This is a genomic window from Bacillus sp. 1780r2a1 (genome assembly GCA_024134725.1).
GTDB lineage: Bacteria > Bacillota > Bacilli > Bacillales > Bacillaceae_H > Priestia > Priestia aryabhattai_A.
In genome coordinates, this window is record CP099863.1 from 1,002,979 (window position 1) to 1,020,034 (window position 17,056).

The 17,056-nt window shown below is 38.6% G+C and carries 16 protein-coding genes; 13 read left to right on the top strand and 3 right to left on the bottom strand.

Annotated features, from left to right (window positions below; genetic code table 11):
• Positions 1 to 99: 99 nt before the first annotated feature.
• The 4 genes from NIZ91_05155 (at position 100) to yyaC (ending at position 3,320) form a co-directional block, all read left to right on the top strand.
• Positions 100 to 1,281: an amidase gene (locus NIZ91_05155; GenBank protein ID USY57093.1), complete on the top strand. Its 1,182-nt coding sequence runs from the start codon at positions 100 to 102 to the stop codon at positions 1,279 to 1,281.
• Positions 1,282 to 1,470: 189 nt separating this feature from the next.
• Positions 1,471 to 2,241, top strand: a complete 771-nt coding sequence (locus NIZ91_05160) for an EAL domain-containing protein (GenBank protein ID USY56047.1) — start codon at positions 1,471 to 1,473, stop codon at positions 2,239 to 2,241.
• Positions 2,238 to 2,627: a hypothetical protein gene (locus NIZ91_05165; GenBank protein ID USY56048.1), complete on the top strand. Its 390-nt coding sequence runs from the start codon at positions 2,238 to 2,240 to the stop codon at positions 2,625 to 2,627. Before NIZ91_05160 ends, NIZ91_05165 begins: the two co-directional genes overlap by 4 nt.
• Before the next feature lie 87 nt (positions 2,628 to 2,714).
• Positions 2,715 to 3,320 carry a spore protease YyaC gene (gene yyaC, locus NIZ91_05170; GenBank protein USY56049.1) on the top strand — a complete coding sequence of 202 codons (606 nt, stop codon included), beginning with the start codon at positions 2,715 to 2,717 and terminating at the stop codon, positions 3,318 to 3,320.
• Between the two features lie 25 nt (positions 3,321 to 3,345).
• On the opposite strand, the gene NIZ91_05175 is transcribed toward yyaC, so the two are convergent.
• Positions 3,346 to 4,668: a citrate:proton symporter gene (locus tag NIZ91_05175; GenBank protein ID USY57094.1), complete on the bottom strand. Its 1,323-nt coding sequence runs from the start codon at positions 4,666 to 4,668 to the stop codon at positions 3,346 to 3,348.
• A 184-nt stretch (positions 4,669 to 4,852) separates the two neighbouring features.
• Complete coding sequence (locus NIZ91_05180) at positions 4,853 to 5,734, bottom strand: LysR family transcriptional regulator (protein ID USY56050.1); 882 nt, start codon at positions 5,732 to 5,734, stop codon at positions 4,853 to 4,855.
• Between the two features lie 150 nt (positions 5,735 to 5,884).
• Here NIZ91_05180 and NIZ91_05185 point away from each other — a divergent pair, with 150 nt between their 5' ends.
• The 7 genes from NIZ91_05185 (at position 5,885) to NIZ91_05215 (ending at position 13,271) form a co-directional block, all read left to right on the top strand.
• Positions 5,885 to 7,012 (top strand): 3-methylitaconate isomerase, encoded by a 1,128-nt coding sequence (locus NIZ91_05185; GenBank protein USY56051.1) that lies wholly within the window; start codon positions 5,885 to 5,887, stop codon positions 7,010 to 7,012.
• Between the two features lie 63 nt (positions 7,013 to 7,075).
• The gene (locus tag NIZ91_05190; protein ID USY56052.1) at positions 7,076 to 7,237 is read left to right on the top strand and encodes a hypothetical protein; all 162 of its coding nucleotides are present in this window, start codon (positions 7,076 to 7,078) and stop codon (positions 7,235 to 7,237) included.
• Between the two features lie 316 nt (positions 7,238 to 7,553).
• Positions 7,554 to 9,062: a sugar ABC transporter ATP-binding protein gene (locus tag NIZ91_05195; GenBank protein ID USY56053.1), complete on the top strand. Its 1,509-nt coding sequence runs from the start codon at positions 7,554 to 7,556 to the stop codon at positions 9,060 to 9,062.
• 5 nt (positions 9,063 to 9,067) lie between these two features.
• Positions 9,068 to 10,063, top strand: coding sequence for an ABC transporter permease (locus NIZ91_05200; GenBank protein ID USY56054.1), 996 nt, complete (start codon positions 9,068 to 9,070; stop codon positions 10,061 to 10,063).
• 49 nt (positions 10,064 to 10,112) lie between these two features.
• Positions 10,113 to 11,066: a sugar ABC transporter substrate-binding protein gene (locus tag NIZ91_05205; GenBank protein USY56055.1), complete on the top strand. Its 954-nt coding sequence runs from the start codon at positions 10,113 to 10,115 to the stop codon at positions 11,064 to 11,066.
• A gap of 144 nt (positions 11,067 to 11,210) precedes the next feature.
• On the top strand, positions 11,211 to 12,215 hold the full coding sequence (locus NIZ91_05210) for a LacI family transcriptional regulator (protein USY56056.1): 1,005 nt from the start codon (positions 11,211 to 11,213) through the stop codon (positions 12,213 to 12,215).
• Positions 12,216 to 12,230: 15 nt separating this feature from the next.
• Positions 12,231 to 13,271 (top strand): Gfo/Idh/MocA family oxidoreductase, encoded by a 1,041-nt coding sequence (locus NIZ91_05215; protein USY56057.1) that lies wholly within the window; start codon positions 12,231 to 12,233, stop codon positions 13,269 to 13,271.
• A 50-nt stretch (positions 13,272 to 13,321) separates the two neighbouring features.
• Here NIZ91_05215 and NIZ91_05220 read toward each other — a convergent pair whose 3' ends face one another.
• Positions 13,322 to 14,596, bottom strand: coding sequence for an MFS transporter (locus NIZ91_05220; protein USY56058.1), 1,275 nt, complete (start codon positions 14,594 to 14,596; stop codon positions 13,322 to 13,324).
• 342 nt (positions 14,597 to 14,938) lie between these two features.
• Between NIZ91_05220 and iolG the strand changes: the two genes are divergently transcribed.
• Both iolG and iolC read left to right on the top strand, forming a co-directional pair.
• On the top strand, positions 14,939 to 15,964 hold the full coding sequence (gene iolG, locus NIZ91_05225; protein ID USY56059.1) for an inositol 2-dehydrogenase: 1,026 nt from the start codon (positions 14,939 to 14,941) through the stop codon (positions 15,962 to 15,964).
• A 66-nt stretch (positions 15,965 to 16,030) separates the two neighbouring features.
• Positions 16,031 to 17,041, top strand: a complete 1,011-nt coding sequence (iolC, locus tag NIZ91_05230; GenBank protein ID USY56060.1) for a 5-dehydro-2-deoxygluconokinase — start codon at positions 16,031 to 16,033, stop codon at positions 17,039 to 17,041.
• Positions 17,042 to 17,056 lie beyond the last annotated feature (15 nt).

The following is a 17,056-nucleotide window of genomic DNA, read 5'->3' on the forward strand; positions in this document are numbered from 1 at the left end:
TCTTTAAACGTTTGTTAGAAGTTATTACACATTCGTTGACCAATCATCCTGCAAGTTATTACGCTTAAAGGAGACATAAGCGAAAAGGGAGCGGTGATGATGAACGATAAATGGAATGCATTTCTTAATAAAGAAATAATCGTAGAGCCGATGAACGCCGGATTGTTAAGTGGAAAAACATTTGCTTTAAAAGATGTTTTTGATGTAAAAGGACATACGGCTAGTGCGGGAAATCCTTATTGGTTACGTACTCATGAACCAGCAAGTAATCATGCTGAAGTCGTTACAAGTTTGCTAGCTTCAGGTGCTAAGCTGACGGGCGTAACGCATACGGATGAACTAATGTATGGATTAAATGGTGAAAATTTTCATTATGGAACGCCTCTTCATCCAATTAATCACAACCGAATTCCAGGGGGGTCATCAAGCGGTTCAGCGGTGGCAGTAGCTGCTGGTCTCGTCGATTTTGCAGTTGGAACGGATACAGGTGGTTCAATACGAATTCCAGCGAGCTATTGCGGTATTTACGGATTTAGGCCGACGCACGGGAGACTATCGGTTGAAGGATTAATACCGTTAGCACCTAGCTTTGATACGATTGGATTTATGGCAAAAGATATAAACACGATGGTTGATGTTGCATCCGCTTTATTTGTGTCTCAAGCTCATGAACCTTCTTTTGAGAACATTGTTGGAGTGAGCAACTTGTTTGAACTAGCAGATGAAGAAGCAGGTAAGAACGTGAAGGCATTATTACAAGATCATCCTGTTGGCTACGAGAACATACAGCTTTCTTATAAGCTAAGTGAGTGCATGGAAGCATTTCGTATGCTGCAGGGAATTGAAGTTTGGCGCGCTCACGGAGAATGGATTAAACGATTTAACCCTACATTTGGTCCTGATGTAGCCGAACGTTTTGAATGGGCTAGTACACTAAAAGACGAAGAGATGTCAGATGCTAAACAAGTTCGTGAAACGATTACCAAAGAGCTTACTCATCTTTTAGATGAGAAAACAATCTTAGTACTACCAACAGCTCTAGGAGTAGCCCCTGTAAAGAATGCAGTCGGTCCAGAACTTCAAAATCGAAGGCTACATACGCTGCAGATGACATGCTTAGCTGGTTTAGCAGGGTTACCACAGCTTACGATTCCAGCTGGTTATGTTAATCAGCTTCCTGTTGGTTTATCCGTTATCGCAGGAAGAAATCAAGACCAGCAATTATTAACATGGGTGCAAGCATGGATGGGAAGTAAAGAAAGAGTCACCTTGAAAGAATAAAATATAAAAATGATAAAAAATCGCTCACTACCAAAAAGTGGGCGGTTTTTTGTGTTAAAATAATCAAGTGTTTTGCCGATTTATAAAATGATAGTTGACTAAACAAGTTTTGTTTGAAGAGTTGATTGCGCACAGATAGACCAGCAGCGCACGAAATGCAATGATTATGGAAAGGAATAAGGGAGCAATATGGAAGCTTATTTTTCAAAACAGTTTGACAAAGAGGAATTTACGTTTGTTTATCAGCCGATTTATTGTGTGAATAAATGGAGTAAAGTTGGGTTTGAAGCACTGTTAAGACTACAATCTTCTCATGCACCTATTATCGATTTATTTTTACAAGCACATGAAGATGAAAAGTTGGCGGAACTTGACATGATGGCGATTGAAGGAGCAATTGATTGTTTTCCATTTGAAATTTTACAAGGTAAAAAGCTATTTGTGAATCTTTTTCCATCTACCGTAATAGATAAACAGTTTCACTTTTTTATTCAGCATTTGTTAGTTATGTATCCAAACAGCTTCAAGCGCGTGGTATTCGAACTAAATGAAAGTACGTTTGAGCACAATATTTGGTCATCTCCATTGTTTAAAGAAGGGCTGAGCTATTTACGTCAATGTGGATTTCAAATTGCTATAGATGATGTAGGTACAGGGATGGGAAGTCTTCAACACGTTGTGGAGCATCGTCCAGACATTATTAAGCTAGATGGCTATTTTTCAAAAGGGTTAGCACATTCAAAAGAAAAGCAAGAAATGGTGAAGTGCTTATCGCAATATAATGAAGGAAACACTACTCTCATTTTAGAAGGAATCGAATGTGAAAAGGACTTGGCAATCGCGCTTACATTAGATATTAAGGTAGTACAGGGCTATTTACTAGATCGTCCTGCAGCAATCGATACGTTTTTAAAGAACCACCAGCTTAGGGAATCGTTGAGCTTTGGGGGTATTCGTTGAGGAACGTGAACTGTATTAAGTGGTGTGGGTACATAATAGGTTTACTATTTCTGTTAGGATGTACGATGGTCGTTTATCTATCCACTAATCTTCCATTTTTATTAGCAGGTATCTTGGTTGTGATTATGATTAACGCTGCGCTTGGCATTCAGTTTGTGTTATTTAAGAGCGAGTATATCAGTCGTTATGAAAAATCAGTGTACAGCTGTTCACAAACGGTGTTTGGGTATGCAGGTAAATGTTTTGCCATTTTATTTTATGGTATCTCGTATTTCTTTGCTAAAAAGACCGCTCGTTTGCCCATCATCATTGATTCTTTAGCACTTATTTTGCTTCTTCTCTTCTTACTAGTTATTGGGTTGATGAGTGTCACGCCTTATGAATAATAGGGAAAAGTAGCTCGGTAGCTGTTGAGGTAACAAAATCTTGCTATAATAAATAGAAAGAGGACTGACAAAAGTGAGGCGAGGGAGATGGGCAGTTTTTTCAAGCGAACGGAAGAGGAAAAGAAAGAATCTGCAACAACGGCTTGGATTGTAAAAGCAAAAAGCAGCCAAAAAGAAAGAGAAGTGGAATATGCTTCGGCACAGCTGCTAGGCATTATTCAAAAAGCGCAGCGTGAGAACCGGGATATTGTCTTTCTTTGTATTGGGTCCGATCGCTACGTAGGAGATTCTTTGGGTCCGTTGGTAGGGACTATGCTAGTAGAAAGAGACATACCTTTTGAAGTATATGGTACGCTAGAGCAACCGGTTCATGCTTTTAATTTAAAAGAGATGATTAAAGACGTGAATAAGCGATTCATAAAGCCTTTCATTATTAGCATCGATGCGTGCCTTGGGGAACAAAGCCAAGTGGGTGACGTAATAATAAAAGAAGGGCCGCTAGTGCCAGGGCAAGCGCTAGCAAAAGTGCTCCCTGAAATTGGCGACTATCATATAAAAGGAATGGTCAATTACGTGGATCCATTTCCTGCTACGCAGTTTCTAAATGACACGAGATTGTTTACGGTTATGACCATCGCAAAAACAATTGTCGATGTAATTAAGACAATACCTCAACATAAAAAAGAGCTGTGAACTTCGTTTCACAGCTCTTTTATCGTTATAAAACGGTAATGGCACCTGTTAGAATTGCGATAATGGTAATGGATAATGAACAAATAATGGCCCATTTAAATCCGTAGCGCTGCAGTTCTCCAATATCCGTTTTTACCATTCCAACAAGAAGCAGTGTAGAAGCAACTAATGGACTTAAAAAGTGAACAGGCTGCCCAAGAATAGAAGCTCTTGCAATTTCAACAGGGTCTACGCCATAAGCCGCACCGGCTTCAGCTAAAATTGGTAACACGCCAAAGTAATAAGCGTCGTTTGAAAGCACGAAAGTAAACGGCATGCTTGTTAACGCAACGACGACTGGAAAGAAAGAGCCTAAAGAATCTGGGATAATCGCAACGAGTGAGTTAGCGATTGCGTCTACCATTTTGGTACCTGAGAAAATGCCAGTGAAAATTCCTGCAGCAAACACAAGCGTCACAACGGTAAGCGCATTTCCCGAATGAGCCAGTAGGCGTTCTTTTTGTTGTTCGATGTTTGGATAGTTAATCATGGATGCTAGGACAAATCCAATTAAGAAGAGAACAGGTACAGGCATAACGCCCATAATAAGCACAACCATTACGACAATCGTTAACAATAAGTTGATCCAAATTAATTTGGGGCGTTTTAAACTTTCTGTTTGAGCTACTTCATAAGCAGCTGCTAATTCAGGCAGTTCCCCCGCATGATTTTTCTTATATTCAATATCAATAACTCCCAGACGCTGTCGTTCTTTTCTACCGAGAGCGTAAGCAACACCAATGACGGTTAATAAACCACCAAGCATTGTTGGAAGCAATGGGATAAAGAATTCGTTAGCATCTAATCCAAGTGAAGCAATTGCGCGAGTAGCAGGGCCTCCCCAAGGTGTCATACCGCTCATAATGCTTAAAGATAGAAGTGAAATAATAGCAAGAATTAGCGGATTCATCCCCAAGCGTAAATAAAGTGGTAGCATAGCTGAAATGGTAATCATATGTGTTGTTGTCCCGTCTCCATCTAACGCAACAGTAGAAGCTAAAATAGCTGTTCCAATCGCAATTTTAACAGGATCTCCTTTTACAATTTGCAGCATCTTTTTAATAAGCGGATCAAACAAGCCTGCATCTATTAAAATACCAAAAAATAAAATAGCAAACAGCAGTAGAGCGGCTGAAGGTGCAACTACTTTTAAACCTTCTAGCATCATTTCCCCAAGTTTAGATCCAAATCCACCTATAATGGCGAATACAATTGGAACAATTGTGAGCGCGTTAATAGGTGATAACTTTTTTGTCATAATTAAGTACGTAAAAACAATAACCATTGAGATTCCTAAGAATGTAAGAATCGTAATCCCCTCCTCTTTTTTTAATAGAAACCGCTTTCAAATAAGAGTTGTGAAACAGTAAGAATTTGCGTGGTTGTTAGTCGTTTAAAAATTCTATGTTTTAAGAATATTACACGGTAGGAGATAAGTGAAATATATATTTTTATCAAAAAGTCAAAAAAAAACTTATAACCTCACGCAGAAGTTATAAGTTAAATGGTGAAATGTTCGCAGTTTCTCTATTTAAAAAGTCGATGAAGTGCTTAACAGTTGATAGGTTTAAAACATCTTGGTGATACATAAGCCACGTATTTCGTAGCACGGGCTCATCGTTTTTATAAGAGAGTCCATAGACAAAAAGATTATCTGAAGGTTGTAAACAAATTTCAGGTAAAATAGAAAAACCCAAATCATTCTTTACCATTTCTTTGCACGTCTCTTGACGGTCTGTTTCCATCGTCACACGAGGAGGCTCAGCAAACTGATCATGCCACCAGTCATTAATTAAGTTTTTTAATGAGCTGTCAGTTTTATAGTTGATAAATGGGCGGCTGGGCAATTCGTCAATCGTTAACTCTGTTTTTGAAATTAGACATAACCGTTCTTTTGTTAGTAGAGACTTTACGCCGTACCAATCATAGTTTCCTCTTAAAATACCAAGCTGAACAGCAGATGTATCAAGAAGGTTCATAATATCTGTGCTCCAGCCGGTATTGACGTTAAATTGAACGTGAGGATATTGAAGCGAAAACTTCTTCAGTAACTTTGGCAGGCGATATTGCGCAAAGTTGCTAGAGACACCTAAGCGTAGCGTTCCACGCACCTCTTGTTTCATATTCAGCATATAATCCTTTGTTTTTTGAAGCTCAGCCAGCATATCTTGTGCATACTCAGCAAGGTAAATACCTTCAGAAGTGAATTCAATTCCTTTTTTCGTTTTAAAAAACAAACTTGTTCCAAAGTCTTTCTCTAAATTCTTCAAGCGATAGGTTAAAGCTGGCTGAGAAATATATAATCGTTCAGAAGCTCGGCTAATATTTCGCTCCTCAAATAGTATTTTTAAAGCAATCCAATCTTTTTCATCCATAGTTGACACCCCAAACTAAGTTATAAGTTTTTTTTCTTATTTTTGAAATAAATTATCTATTGTACTTATGAACAGATTTATCATACTATATTTTTGAAGAAAGAGATAGGAAAATTAAGAATAATTAGAATATAAAAGAAGGTGTGATGAATGAGAATTCCTGTAACGATTATGCGTGGAGGCACAAGCAAAGGAATCTTTCTAAACATGGACCATATGCCAAGTGATCAAGCGCTTTGGAAAGATTTTTTACTAGATATTATGGGAAGTCCAGATCAAAGGCAGATTGATGGATTAGGTGGAGCAAACTCGTTAACTAGTAAAGCGGCAATTATTAAGCAATCAGAAATTGAAGGAGTAGATGTAGAGTATACGTTTGCTCAAATTAGTGTCGATCATCAACTCGTTGATTTTAAAGGAAACTGTGGGAACATCTCATCAGCTGTTGGACCATATGCAATTGCACAAGGATTTGTGACACCAAAAGAACCAATCACTACCGTAACGATACTTAATACCAATACACAAAAAATTATTAAAGCCGAAGTGGAAGTAGAAGATGGACAAGTGAAGACGGAAGGAACCTATGAAATCCCTGGTGTTCCAGGTACTGGCTCACCTATTTATCTTTCATTTACCCAAGCTGAAGGAGCCGTAACAGGAAAGCTTTTTCCAACCGGAAATGCTATTGATATGATTAAAACATCCAAGGGACTTATACCAGCATCAATTGTCGATGTAGCTAACCCTCTTGTATTTGTAAAAGCAGAGGATATCGGCCTTACAGGCTATGAGTTGCCTGCTGAATATTCGGAAGACACTCTTTATTATTTAGAAGAAATCCGCTCACAAGCAGCTGAAATTTGCGGATTCGCTAAGAAAGAAGAGGCAACAATAAAATCACCAGCTGTTCCTAAAATGACAATTATTGCTCCTCCGAGAAATTATAAGGACAGCTCAGGAAGGGAACGGAAAAGTGAAGAAATGGATGTGGCTATTCGTATGATGTCTATGCAAAAACCACATCAAGCATTAGCTATAACCGGTGCGATTTGTACAACAGCTTCAGCATTTCTGGAGGGAACAATTGTTTCAAAACTCGTTGATATTCATAGCCCTGTCATTCGCTTGGCTCATCCTGCAGGTATCATGGAAACAAAAGTAGATTTCATTGCCGGACAAATGCAAGGCATTAAGGTGATGCGTACAGCAAGGATGATTTTAGAGGGGTACGTATATACAAAGCATAACTACCAAGTTGCGCACCAGTTAGCGTAAGCGGTAACTATCAAAGCTGTTCATAGAGAACAATAATTTCATGAAAACGGAGGGGTTCGAAGGATGTGGGTTGTGACCATCTATTCTAGTCAAAATGAAATGAGAATGTTTGAGTTTGAATCAGAACAAGAAGCACGTACGGTATTTGAGCAAGAAAAAGGGTACAAGATTTTATCTCAAGTTCTGTATCCAAGCAATCCTTCGCTGGCGTTAACGGTTGTGTGAGGAAGAGCCACATGAAAAAATTTCATGTGGCTTTTTTATATCTTTTTTTTCACAAACTATTATTTCATACAATGAATAGTCTTTTTTGTTTTCAATAGATACGCAAGAGAAAGTTTTTAATACATAACTACTTGGAGAGTATGGGAGAGATAATTAATATCTTAGAATATAGATTTGCTTGGAAGAAAGCATGCCTATAATTATAAAAAGAAAAAATTTTCTGAAAAAAGTTGTTGCTAATCTCCATAAAACTATTTATAATTCAAATCAATTAGGAAAGCGCTTTCTTTAATTAGGAGATGAAAGGGGTCTTTACATGATAGGTGACAATCAAGCGTTGCTTATAATGAAAGGAATTAAAAAGAGTTTTTCCAATAACCATGTTCTAAAAGGCATTGATTTAAATGTTAAAGCTGGAGAAGTACATGTTCTGTTAGGAGAAAACGGAGCTGGAAAATCAACTCTCATTAAAATTTTAACAGGGGCTTACGAAAAGGATGACGGAGAGATTTATTGGGAAGGAAAGCTTGTGCAGATTAACAATCCGGTAGATTCTATGAAGCTTGGAATCGCAACAATTTATCAAGAGCTTAACGTTATTCCACAGCTGAAAGTCTATGAAAATATTTTCCTTGGCAGGGAATTAAAGCAACGTGGAAAGGCTTCTCTTTTAAATCATAAACAAATGAGAGAAGAAGCAAAGCGCTACTTGACCATGCTAGGACAAAGCCCAGATCTTGCAGATAAGCAGCTCAGTGAATTAGGGATTGGTCAGCAACAATTAGTAGAAATTGCTAAAGCGCTTACCTTAGATGCGAAGTTAATCATTATGGATGAGCCAACTGCCAGCCTAAGTTCTACAGAAGTTGAACAGTTATATTCAACAGTAGAAGGCCTTACGAAAAAAGGTATTGCAATTGTTTTTATTTCTCATAGGCTGGATGAAATTAAGCGAATGGGAGACCGAATTACTATTTTACGAGATGGTTTTCAAATTGATACGCTACCAGTTCGCACAACAACAACGGATAAGTGGATTGAGCTTATGGTTGGAAGAACTCTAGATGAAAAATATCCAAAGCAATCATTTGTACTTGGAGGTGAAGGTTTTCGTATCAAAGATTTTCATGTCAAAGGTTTTAAAGAAAAGCTTAACTTTACCCTGAGATACGGTGAGATTGTCGGCATTTCCGGATTGGTTGGAGCAGGAAGAACAGAGTTGGCTAGAGCAATCTTTGGCGCTGACCAAAAAGAAAGCGGAAGCGTATATATCGATAAGAAAGAAGTTCATATTAAATCACCTAAAGACGCCATCAATGCAGGCATTGCATTCATTACCGAAGATCGAAAGAATGAAGGGTTACTGCTGGATCAACCTCTAGATTTTAACATCTCCTTAGCTAATACAAAAATGTTCAAGCAAAAAAACAATCTTATCAATTTAAACACCATTAAGAAAACAGCAGACAACTATATTAAAGAACTTCGAGTACGTCCTGACAATATTGAGCTTCATGCTCGTAAGCTAAGCGGTGGCAATCAGCAGAAAGTCGTTATTGCCAAATGGCTTTGCACGCAAGCAAAAGTTTTCATTTTTGATGAACCGACTCGAGGGATTGATGTAGGTGCCAAAGTCGAGGTATATCGTTTAATGAATGAGCTTGTAGAAAAGGGTGCAATTGTTCTTATGATTTCATCTGATTTACCAGAAATTCTTGGAATGTGTGATCGTGTACTTGTAATGAATGAAGGTAAATTTACGGCTGATTTAGAGATTCAAGAAGCAAATCAAGAAATAATCATGAAAGCAGCGACAGGAGGCTGAACGTAATGAGTGAAGTTATTATTCAAAAAAAGCCAATGCATAACGAAAAGAAGTCACTTAAGCACTACTTAGGTAAGTTTGGTGCCTTAATTGGTCTTGTTATATTAAGCGTTATTCTTACAATGCTATCTGACAAATTCCTTACTGTAAATAATATTATGAATATCGCTCGTCAGTCCTCTATTAATGCTCTATTAGCACTTGGAATGCTTTTACCTATTTTAACAGCAGGCATTGATTTATCTGTTGGATCAATACTAGCTGTTTCAATTATGGTCATGGGTATTGTCTCTGTTACTATGGGATTGAATCCAATTCTAGGTATTCTTGTTTGTTTATTAGTTGGTATATTCTTTGGATGGTTAAATGGAATTTTACTTACAAAACTTCGCTTGCCTCATCCATTTATCTCAACGCTTGGCACGATGAATATTGCTCGTGGTATTGCGTTAATTATTACTGCTGCAGCTCCTATTGCAGGCTTTCCTTACATGATTCAATTTTTAGGTGGAGAGTTTGTTGGGCCGATTCCAATCAGTTTTTTACTTGTCATTGTGATGTACGTTATCTTCCACATCTTTTTAACAAGAACACAAACAGGCCGATATATTTATGCAATTGGGGGCAATAAAGAAGCAGCCCACTTATCAGGAATTAATGTAGATCGCGTTCTCATTATAGTTTATACAATCAGCGGCTTTATGGCAGCGCTGGCTGGACTTGTTATGGTTGGACGCGTCAATTCTGCGTTCCCGCTCGCTGGTTTATCTTACGAATTAGATGCAATTGCAGCCGTTATTATCGGAGGAGCAAGCTTCTTTGGAGGGGTAGGTACTGTATGGGGAACGCTAATTGGAGCCATGATCATTGCCGTATTAAGAAATGGACTGAATTTACTCAATGTTTCAGCTGATTTTCAAATGGCGGTTATTGGAGTTGTCATTATCGCAGCAGTATATGTAGACGTACTTAGACAGAGAAAAAGTAAAAAAGGCTCATGAAAATTAAGCGTTTACATTTTGGTTATCTATTCTAAAGGGGGAAATGATGATGAAAAAAGGATTCAGAAAGTTAGGGATGTTAACAATGGCAGCTGGGTTACTAGTTGCGGCAGGGTGCAGTGGTGATAAAGCATCTGGAGGAGGAGAAGAAAGCGTAACGGTCGTGTTAAAAACGCTAAGTAGTCCTTATTGGAAGTATGTTGAAGCAGGAGCAAAAGAAGCCGGAAAAGATCTAGGTGTGGATGTAAATATAGTTGGACCAGCTTCTGAATCGCAAGTTATTGAACAGGTAAATATGATTGAGGATTCTATCAATCAAATGCCGGGAGCAATTGTAGTATCACCATCTCAGCCTTCAACGGTTGTACCTGTCTTAAAGCAAGCAACTCAAGGTAATTTACCAGTACTGTTAATTGATACAGATGCTGATTTTGAGGAAAAAACGGCATTTATTGGTACAGATAACTATACGGCTGGTCAAGAAGGCGGAAAACTTCTTGCATCCATGCTAGAAAAAGGGGATAGCGTTGCTTTAATTGCAGGAGCACTTGGGAATTCAGCAATGGATGCTCGTATTAAAGGAGCGAAAGAAGAACTTGAAAAGGCAGGTATGAAGATTGTAGCTGAACAGCCAGCTGATAGTGATAAAACGAAAGCGATGTCGGTTATGGAAAACATTATGCAAAAAAATAAAGATGTAAAAGGTGTATTTTCTGCAAATGATGATATGGCACTTGGCGCTTTACGTGCTCTTGAAGGCAAAGGAGATATTCCTGTAATTGGTACGGATGGAACGGTTGAAGCTGTTGAATCAATTATTGCTGGTAAGATGGCTGGTACGATTGCGCAAAGTCCATACGACATGGGATATCAAGGTGTAGAAAATGCGTTAAAAACGATTAAGGGTGAAAAAATTGAAAAACGCATTGATAGTGGAATTGATATCATCACACAAGAAAACGCTCAGGAAAAGCTAGAGTTTTTACAGAGTATTTCAAAGTAATAGCAGTGTTAAGCTCTTAATGTGCGATAGAAACTCTTAATCGGGCGTGTTAAGAATCCATGTAGAAAGCGCCTTGTAAAGGATATGAATAACTCATTCATGATAAGATAATTAAAAGAGAAGATTAAGAGGAGAAGAACTAGAATGAAAACAACAATTTATGATGTAGCGAAAAAAGCTGGAGTTTCTATCGCCACTGTATCAAAAGTTATTAACGAAACAGGTCGTATCGGTGAGAAGACGAGAAAAAAAGTTCACAAGGTCATGGAAGAGCTCGATTATCAACCAAGTAGCGTAGCTGCAGCTTTGACTGGAAAGAAAACGTATACAATTGGTGTGTTAGTACCAGATATTTCAAATCCCTTTTTTGCAGAGGTAGCGCGTGCTTTTGAAAATAGTGCGCAATCTGCAGGATATACACTGTTTCTTTGTAGTACGGATAATCAGCCAGAACGTGAAAACGAATATGTAGAGCTCTTGTTAAAAAAGCAAGTAGATGGCATTGTGGTTGCTACTGAGCTAAATAATTTTAAGTTAGTAAACAAAATTGTAAGCAGGGAGTTGCCACTTGTTCTGTTTTCTGTAGATCATCCGTCAGTTTCCACTCATGTTGTGACCACAGATGATGTAAGAGGTGGTTATTTAGCAGGAAATCACTTAACAAGTAAAGGGCACCGTCAAATAGCAATTATTATGGAACAAGATCGTAGCAGTAGTAAAGCACGTTTAAATGGGTTTACACAGGCATTAAACGAAGAGAAGGTTCTTTTAGAAGATAGTGATGTAATTAGCTGTCGTTCAGTTATTGAGGATGCCAAAAGAGCAGCGCGTGAACTTTTATCAGGCCCTAAAAAACCTACCGCTGTCTTTGCCTGTACGGACTTAATTGCCGTAGCGGTTATGAATGAGGCTCGAAAACAGGGATTAGCTATTCCTGGGGATTTATCGGTTATTGGATTTGACAATACAATCTATGCTGAAATGGCTGATCCTGGATTAACAACCATTGAGCAACCGATTACGCAAATGGCTGAATACACGTTTGCGCAGCTCTTAAAGACTATTAACGGAAGTGAGTCCATTAAACAAAGGGTTATGCTAACTCCTGAACTTATCGAGCGGGGGTCTGTTAAAAACATATTGGAGTAAAAGGGGAGAGGTTCTGTGAACAAAGTAAAGGTAGGAATTGTAGGGTTAGGCAGGCTTGGAATTCAGCATGCTGAGAATTTAGCTTTTCGCATTCCAAACTGTGAATTAAAAGCAATTTGCGGCTTAAATACGGAGCAGTTAGCCGAACTAAGTGATAAGTGGAATATTCCATATACGTATACATCCTATGAAGAAATGTTACAGAACAGTGAGCTCGATGCCATTTTTATTGCTTCACCTTCTAATTTCCACTGTGATCAAATTCAGCAAGCATTAGAAGCGGGGTATCATGTGTTCAGTGAAAAGCCATTAGGGCTTTACTTAGAAGAGGTGGAAAAGATTGAGACAATTATTAATCGCCACCAAGACAAAGTATTTATGCTGGGCTTCATGAGAAGGTATGATGATTCATATGCATATGCCAAAAAACAAATTGAACAAGGGGCAATAGGTGAACCTGTGATGGTTCGCTGCTACGGGTTTGATCCTACGGAAGGCTTGGAATCATTTTTGAAATTTGCCCAAAAAAACTATAGCGGCGGTATATTCTTAGACATGGCTGTGCATGATTTTGACCTTGCCAGATGGTATCTTGGAGCTGAAGCCGAGCAGGTGTGGGCAATTGGAGGAGCATATTCAGTTCCAGCATTCACAGAGTTAAATGATGCAGAAACAGGAGCGGCTCTTGTAAAGTTTTCAAATGGTACGATGGGTCTTTTTGCAGCAGGAAGAAATAGCCGTCACGGGTATCATATTGAAACAGAAATTATCGGTACAAAAGGAAGTCTGCGAATTGGAACTGTTCCTGAAAAGAACGCGGTAACCATTTTTAACGACGCAGGTGCTTTGAAGGAGTGCGTATCCAATTTTAATGAACGATTCGCACAGGCATATTTGTCAGAGGTTGAAGAATTTATTCATTGTATTCAAACGGGGAACAAGCCAACTATCACTGCTAAAGATGGCGTGCAGGCTTCGCTATTGGGATATGCGTGTAAAGAATCATTTGAAACGGGTGAGCTGGTTTATGTTAAATCTTACTCTAGCACAAAGTAACAATAAGACGCCTCACATTATGTGAGGCGTTCTCTACACCTTTTATGGAGTTATACGGACAGCCTTTGGTGTTGATCTGCAGGTTGATAACTCGTGGTTTGCTCAGGTAATGCTAAAAATCTTGTTAGGAAAGCGCCAACAAAGTAAAGGATGGCAAAGATCCACATTAAGCCACCGACACCGACAGGACCGATAAATAATGCCACAATAGCTGGGCCAACAAATGCAGCTAGACCAGACCCTAAGTTCAATACGGACATTGCAGCTCCTTTATTATCAGGAGCAAGAGATGGGACAAGAGCAGTTAACGGCACGTACCCAGCTAAAGCCGCTCCATAGAAGCAGGCAACTAGCATCAATGCCCAGTAATTATGGCCAAAAATTTGGGGTGTATAGTAAAGTGCAAGTGTAGCTAGTCCGCATCCAACGCCACCGAACCACGTTACGGTGTTAACCCAGCCGAACTTATCACCAATAACACCAAAGATGAGGTTAAAGACAATATTGACAAAAAATAATGTGCCCCATATTTGGAGCCATTCTGTAATCGTAAAGTTAAAACCAACCATATACGTTGGTAAAAAGACCACAAAGCCAAATTTTGCAGCGGAATTAATAATCTTTACTACGCCACCAATCGCTACTTTCGGCTTCTCAGCCATAATAGTTAAACCTTTTAGAAGTTCTTTTGTTTTGTTATCGCTTACAATTTTACCGTTAAATCGATCTTTGTTAATGACGATAGATAAAATAGCACCAATCGCAACGAACACTAAAGCAGTCCATAGCGTCGCAACTTCTCCAATTCGGCTTACCATTATGCTAGAGTATAAAGCGCCGATAACGCTAAGACCAAGCTCAAAGACAAACCAAAACCAGCCAACAGCTCTAGCTAATGATTGCTGAGGCGTGTTATAAGAAACCCAAACTAAAAATGAATAAGCAAAAAGTGGATAGCCTAACCCGCGAAGTCCATAAGATAAGAGAATTAAAGGATAGTTCAAGCTTGGAATAGCTATGCCAATAAAAACAATAGAACCAATAATAAATGAAACAACGCCAATAATCATTGTCTTTCTCGGGCCCCACATTTGAACAAGGACACCTGAAAACCATGCGCTAATGGCAACAGTAATACCATAAAGGGAAAATAAAAAACCAGCTTGTTCCATTGATAAACCACGTTCTACTAGATAAGGTGATAGCCATCCGTGCTCAAGGCCATCTCCAATCATGAATACAACGATACCTATGTAGCCCCAAAATAGATTAGAAGGAATGCCCATTCTGTCAATCCATGAGTTCTTCGTTTCAAGCATATTCATTTGTCCATCCACCACTTTCAAAGTTTTTAAGAAAGGAAAGCGCTTAACTCTATTCACAAAAAGAAGTATACGGTTACATTTCTGAAAAGTCAATTAAATTTATGAGGTTTTTGGACTCTTTAAAATTCATTTTAACTTTGATAAAGGACAATTGAATGTTTATATAATAAGGTTAGAAAAAGATAATTTAGTTTTTCTCAGAAATTAAGTTATTTAAAAATTAAAAAAATATTGAGATTCACTAGAATGTATGTATAATAGAATTTAAGAAAGCGCTTAACTTAATTTTAAATTGAGCAATGCGTACTAGAGTTAACAGTATGGATGGGAGGATATAAAACAATGACTCATATTTTAACGGTGGGGATAATAGGAGCAGGAAGAATTGGAAAGCTTCATGTTGATAACTTAAAGCTAATTCCACAAATTAAAATTAAAGCGGTTTCAGATGTGGTGGTAGATCACCTGCATGATTGGGCTAAAACAAATGAAATTGACGTCTTAACAACGAACTATCAGGATTTATTAAATGATGGTGAAATTGATGCAGTGTTTATTTGTTCACCAACCAATACACACGCAGCTATTATTAAAGAAGCTGCTCAAGCAAAAAAACATATTTTTTGTGAAAAGCCGGTTAGCTTCTCTGTTGAAGAAACACACGATGCGTTAAAAGCAGTAGAAGCAGCTGGAGTGAAGCTTCAAGTAGGGTTTAATCGCCGCTTTGATCCAAACTTTAAAAAGGTACGAGAGCTTGTAAAAACAAATGAAATTGGGCAGCCTCACGTCTTAAAGATAACGTCTCGTGATCCACAGCCTCCAAGCATAGATTATGTGAGAGCATCTGGCGGCTTATTTATGGATATGATGATTCATGATTTTGATATGGCTCGCTACATAATGGATAGCGAAGTCGTTGAGGTTTCCGCTCATGGAACGGTACTAGTAGATCCGGCAATCGGAGAAGCAGGGGATATTGACACAGCGATTGTAACGCTAAAGTTTGAAAACGGAGCGCTTGGTGTCATTGATAACAGTCGACAAGCAGTATATGGCTATGATCAACGACTCGAAGTTTTTGGAAATAAAGGGGTAGCGACAGCTGATAACTGCATTCCGACAACGGTTCAGGTATCAACAAGTGAACACGTGGTAAAAGAAAAACCATTATACTTTTTCTTAGAGCGATATACGCAAGCCTATGTTGAAGAAGTAAAAGAATTCGCGACAGCGTGCTTAACAGATCAACCTGTAACTTGCAGTGGAAATGATGGGTTTCAAGCAGAACGAATTGCGAAAGCAGCAAAAGAATCACTGTTATCAGGAAGACCTGTACGTCTAGAAGAATCATACGTAACAAATGGATGAATTACGTTTTATCACGAAAAATGATTAAGCGCTTAACCTAATTGATAAAAAGCAGGAGGATAGATAATGAACAAACTACAGTTTAAGCAAGACCGTCCCCTTGATTTTGTTGCCCTTGGACGATTATGTATCGATTTAAATGCTAATGAAACACAGCGTCCGATGGAAGAAACAAAGACGTTTACGAAATATGTTGGAGGTTCTCCAGCGAACATTGCAATTGGCGTATCTCGCCTTGGTTTGAACACAGGATTCATCGGTAAAGTTTCTGATGATCAAATGGGGCGTTTTATTACATCCTATCTCACAGAGAACAATATCGATACGAATCATGTTGCAATTGATCGTACAGGAGCGGTAACAGGATTAGCTTTTACCGAAATTAAAAGCCCGACGGATTGTAGTATATTGATGTATCGTGATAATGTTGCAGATTTAAAGCTTGATGTCCACAACGTATCAGAAGCATATATCAAGCAATCAAAAGCACTTTTAATTTCTGGTACAGCACTCGCACAAAGTCCATCTCGTGAAGCCGTTTTCTTAGCGTTAGAATATGCACGAAAACATGAAGTAGTAGTGTTTTTTGATATAGATTATCGTCCGTATACGTGGGCTTCAGAAGAAGAAACGTCAACTTACTATAACTTGGCCGCAGAGAAATGCGATGTGATTATCGGTACACGTGAAGAATTTGACATGATGGAAAAGCTATTAAACTTAGAAGCTTCTAGTGATGAGGTAACGGCAAATAGATGGTTTTCTTATAATGCCAAAATCGTGATTATCAAGCACGGTGGTGAAGGATCAATCGCCTATACGAAAGATGGCAACTCCTATCGCGGCGGCATTTTTAAAACAAAGGTGCTGAAAACCTTTGGTGCTGGCGATTCATATGCATCAGCTTTTATTTATGGCCTGATGACTGGGATGAATGTAAAAGAAGCCATGAGGTTTGGAAGTGCATCGGCTTCGATTGTTATCTCACGTCATAGCTGCTCTGACGCGATGCCAACCGCTGCCGAAATTAAAGAGTTTATGAGCTCAGCGGAAGAAATTTTACAGGAAACTTATTAATAACAAAGGGGAGAT

Bases quoted from the DNA above. Each gene is read 5' to 3' on its own strand.
- NIZ91_05155 (USY57093.1), top strand. From the start codon at position 100: ATGAACGATAAATGGAATGCATTTCTTAATAAAGAAATAATCGTAGAG.
- NIZ91_05160 (USY56047.1), top strand. From the start codon at position 1,471: ATGGAAGCTTATTTTTCAAAACAGTTTGACAAAGAGGAATTTACGTTT.
- yyaC (USY56049.1), top strand. From the start codon at position 2,715: ATGGGCAGTTTTTTCAAGCGAACGGAAGAGGAAAAGAAAGAATCTGCA.
- NIZ91_05180 (USY56050.1), bottom strand. From the start codon at position 5,734: ATGGATGAAAAAGATTGGATTGCTTTAAAAATACTATTTGAGGAGCGA.
- NIZ91_05185 (USY56051.1), top strand. From the start codon at position 5,885: ATGAGAATTCCTGTAACGATTATGCGTGGAGGCACAAGCAAAGGAATC.
- NIZ91_05190 (USY56052.1), top strand. From the start codon at position 7,076: ATGTGGGTTGTGACCATCTATTCTAGTCAAAATGAAATGAGAATGTTT.
- NIZ91_05195 (USY56053.1), top strand. From the start codon at position 7,554: ATGATAGGTGACAATCAAGCGTTGCTTATAATGAAAGGAATTAAAAAG.
- NIZ91_05200 (USY56054.1), top strand. From the start codon at position 9,068: ATGAGTGAAGTTATTATTCAAAAAAAGCCAATGCATAACGAAAAGAAG.
- NIZ91_05205 (USY56055.1), top strand. From the start codon at position 10,113: ATGAAAAAAGGATTCAGAAAGTTAGGGATGTTAACAATGGCAGCTGGG.
- NIZ91_05210 (USY56056.1), top strand. From the start codon at position 11,211: ATGAAAACAACAATTTATGATGTAGCGAAAAAAGCTGGAGTTTCTATC.
- NIZ91_05220 (USY56058.1), bottom strand. From the start codon at position 14,596: ATGAATATGCTTGAAACGAAGAACTCATGGATTGACAGAATGGGCATT.
- iolG (USY56059.1), top strand. From the start codon at position 14,939: ATGACTCATATTTTAACGGTGGGGATAATAGGAGCAGGAAGAATTGGA.
- iolC (USY56060.1), top strand. From the start codon at position 16,031: ATGAACAAACTACAGTTTAAGCAAGACCGTCCCCTTGATTTTGTTGCC.